We start from the raw sequence: 3,816 nt of genomic DNA on the forward strand, positions 1-3,816 counted from the left end.
GCCGCAGGATCGCGATAATCTGAGCCTCAGTGTATCTGCTTGTCTTCATTCGAAATCTCCTCGTTCATCTTGCCGAGAAAATTCTACTTATGCAGCCCCTTACTTTCGGGGGGGATTACCCAGGGACCGCATTTGCAACCGAAACGCCACCCGCCCGCGAAGTGCTGGCCGACACCGTGCCGCTTGCTCTGTCCATTTTACTGCTCCTGGGTCAGCTTTTTTGCCATTGCCTTGATCATGTCGAAGCCTCTGCGGATGTCCTCGTTCTGCGGGCTCAGGAAGTGCTGCAGGGCGATTCCAAATGATGCGGAGAGGATGAAGCGAGTGACCGTGGCGACCGGGAACCTGTCTTCGTCCCCGGTGTCGGGCTCGTGATGATCAATACGACTTTGGATGATCGCCGCAACGCCCGAGGTGAAATTCGCGACCTGTGCCTGGAAGTTCGGCGAGCTCATCGCGAAGTTGAAAAACTCCAGGAAGTTCCGGTAGGTGTCGGGGCTGTCATCGAGAATAAAAGCATTGTAGTCGACAAGCGCGCCGATCCGCCCGGCCAGGGTATCATGCCCGCGAATCCGGGTGTCGAGGCCCTCCATATAGCCCTGCTGCATGCGCCCCAGAACCGCGGCAAAGAGGCTGTCCTTGTTGCCGTAATAGTAGCTGAGCTGGCTGAGCACGACGCCGGCCTCCTCGGCGATCCCGCGCAGGGTGACCGCGCCGCAGCCGTGCGTCGCGATCGAGCGGAACGCGGCGTCCAGAATGCGTTCCGCCGCTGCCTCGCCCTTGGTGCTTGCGGGGGTGTCCTCGACGCCCGAATTTTCCGCAGTTTTCGCTCTAGAAATGAGTGAGTCTCCTGCTTTCGTTGGACCGCCCCGCCAAATGACGAGTCGGCGCCGTGCTCATTTCAGCGGCCGCGCAATTTCCTGATGATCGCCACGACGATGGCCGTGACGATCGCACCGCCAGCAAGGCCGCCACCCGCATCGCCCAGCATCGCGAAAAACGAGTTTTCGTTACCGACGATCATACCGACCACCTGACCGAGAACAAGCCCTCCGGCGCCCCCGGCGGTGATTTTGACCGTCTGTCTGATGTCTTCCCATTTACGATTGGTGCTGATCATTTGGCCGCCAAAGATGCCCATGGCGAGCTGGACGACGAGTGTAACGAACACTTCCATTCAATATGCCTCTTTCATGTCGTGAAAACCGTGTTTGACGCGGGGTTTGTCACGGGCGGTGGGCCAGTCACCGGATCGCCGCCCATGCACTGGTCTCTCATCTTTTGTTTTCACCCGGATGCTTGCTGTGTCTGACCGCCTTCAACGCCGCGTCGAAATGGGCGGCCGAAATCGGGAAGGGTGCGAAATCCTGGCCCTGCTGAGCCTCGATCGACGCCGCTATCGCCTGCATCTTGGCCCTCTGGCAGAGCGCCGCCAGATCCGCGCCGTTGAGGCCCTGGGCCGCCTCGGCGATGCGGGCGAGATCGACATCCCCGTCAAGGGGAGCGTTTTGGCAGTGCACCTTGAGAATGGCAAGACGTGCGTCCCGGTCAGGCTCCGGCAGGTCGATGACAAGATCGAACCGTCCCGGCCTCAGCAACGCCTGGTCGATGATATCGGGCCGGTTGGTGGCGGCCAGGACGACGACCCCGGAGCTGCCATCAATCGCGTCGAGTTCAAGCAGGAACTGACCGACCATACGATCGCCGATCTGGCCATCGCCGGTGCTCTTGCCGCGGGTCGGCGCAATCGCGTCGAGTTCGTCGAAAAAGAGGATCGAGGGCGCCGACTGGCGGGCGCGGCGGAACACGTCGCGGATGCCGCGTTCGGATTCGCCCACCCATTTGGACAGAAGCTCGGGGCCGCGCGCGACGATGAAATTCACCTCCGTCGTCGTGCCGACCGCCTGCGCCAGCAACGTCTTGCCCGTTCCCGATCCGCCGGTCAGCAGAATGCCCTTGGGCGCATGGGCGTCAGCATGTCTGAACCGGGCGCTGTAGAGCAGCGGCCAGTCGATCGCCTGTTGCAGCAGGTGCTTTTCCTCCGCCAGCCCCCCGATATCGTCCCATTGGGTCTCCGCGATATCCGTTGAGAGTTCGCGGATGGTGGACAGGTGAAAACTTGCCAGCGCGTCCTGAAAATGCGCCATCGTGACAAAAAGCGGCGCGCGCGTATCGCCCCTCTGACTGTCGCGCGCGCTGGCCATGCCCGCCTCCCGGCAAAGCGCGGCCAGATCGGCCCCCAGAAAGCCATGCGTCACGGCGGCCACCCGCTCCAGATCCACATCGGCAGACAGGGGCATGAACCGCGTGTGGATGTCGAGGATTTCACGCCGTCCCGCCTTGGTCGGCGGGTTGATCGAAATCTCGCGGTCAAAGCGGCCCGGCCGCCGCAGCGCCGGATCGACCGCATTGGGCAGGTTGGTCGCGGCCATGACCACCACCTTGCCGCGCGAGGTCACGCCATCCATCAGCGCGAGAAGCTGGCCCACGACCCGCTTTTCGACCTCTCCCAGCACCGTTTCCCGGTTCGGAACAAGGGCATCGATCTCGTCGATGAACAGGATGGTGGCGGGGTGTTTCTGTGCCTCTTCAAAGACTTTTCGCAAGACCTCCTCGGACTCGCCATAATGTTTCTGGATGACTTCGGGGCCGTTGATCGACAGGAAGAAGGCATCGGTCTGTTGGGCGATGGCGCGGGCGATCAGGGTCTTGCCGCAGCCCGGGGGACCATAGAGCAGCAACCCGCGCGGCGCCTCGACGCCAAGCTGCGCGAAGATTTCGGGGCGCCGCAGGGGCAGTTCGACCATCTCGCGGATACGGGCGATCTCGGTGGAGAGGCCGCCGACATCCTGATAGGACACCCGCCTGTTGCGGGGATCGACCATGGAAATCGACGTCTCCCGATCGACCAGGACCGGCCCGGACGGCACGGTTTCGACCACACGCAGACACGCGCCGTCCTGCTCGATCAGGGAGCCGCGCATCAGCACACGCTCATTGAGCGTGTGCATGTCGGGAACAGGTATGGGCCGGGACGTAGCGCCGTCTTCGGTACCAAAGAAGCGCGCCAAAGCGCCGCCCTTTGCCGAGGGTTCACGGTCCACGACGCCAAACACGATGCGCGTGGCAGGTGTCGGCTGCGCCGCTTCGATAGTTACTGCGCTCGTTCCTGCGCCAGTCGCCGCGCCGGTCGCCGCGCCAAGCATCGGAGCGAGGGCAAGATGTCCCCGCGCGATGTCCTTATGCGCCACAAGGCGGCCAGCCGCCCGCGCCACCGCTGTGACCATCACGTAATCGCCGTCCCTCCAGCCCCGCGCCGCCATATCGTTAGGGTTCAGCGCAACGTGATCGCCCCTCCCGCCGGATGTGGCGGGAGGGGCGGAAAGCGTGAACACCGCAAAAGCGTCGTCAGCCATCGTCATTTCTGACCGCGACTGATGGCCTGGCCAATGCCCGGAACCGCAGGGATGCGCACGCGCTTGATGTCCTTCACCATGTACGGACCGAAGGCGAAGGTGAACAGGCCATAGCTGATAAAGGCGACATGGAAGGACCAGTAGCCGTTCAGTGCGAAGATGCCTGTCTTGAAGTAGGGCAGGAAGGTCAGCGGCAGGAACGACAGACCCGAGAACAGCGCAAGCGACGCCACCCATTTCGGCACCAGCCCGGGTTTTTCCTTGTCGGTCATGACCATGAGAGAGTGTCCGATCTTCTGTGTAACTTCGGTTTGGTCCATGCTTCCTGAGAGGAGCAAGGACGATGACGATTTCCAAAGAACTGCTGGACGAACTTCTGAAGGGCTGCGAGCGGCCTGAG

General features: G+C 62.4%; 4 protein-coding genes. All 4 read right to left on the reverse strand.

Annotated elements, in window-relative coordinates:
- Window positions 1-197: 197 nt before the first annotated feature.
- Window positions 198-878: a TetR/AcrR family transcriptional regulator gene (locus ACSR1C_RS20365; RefSeq protein ID WP_462596932.1), complete on the reverse strand. Its 681-nt coding sequence runs from the start codon at window positions 876-878 to the stop codon at window positions 198-200.
- 23 nt (window positions 879-901) lie between these two features.
- A complete protein-coding gene (locus ACSR1C_RS20370) occupies window positions 902-1,177 on the reverse strand; it encodes a hypothetical protein (protein WP_460260840.1) in 276 nt (91 codons plus the stop codon).
- Window positions 1,178-1,274: 97 nt separating this feature from the next.
- Window positions 1,275-3,416: an AAA family ATPase gene (locus ACSR1C_RS20375; protein ID WP_460260839.1), complete on the reverse strand. Its 2,142-nt coding sequence runs from the start codon at window positions 3,414-3,416 to the stop codon at window positions 1,275-1,277.
- A 2-nt stretch (window positions 3,417-3,418) separates the two neighbouring features.
- Window positions 3,419-3,816: hypothetical protein (locus tag ACSR1C_RS20380; RefSeq protein WP_460260838.1), on the reverse strand; the 398-nt coding region annotated here is incomplete at its 5' end.

Source organism: Actibacterium sp. D185-2, assembly GCF_054954595.1.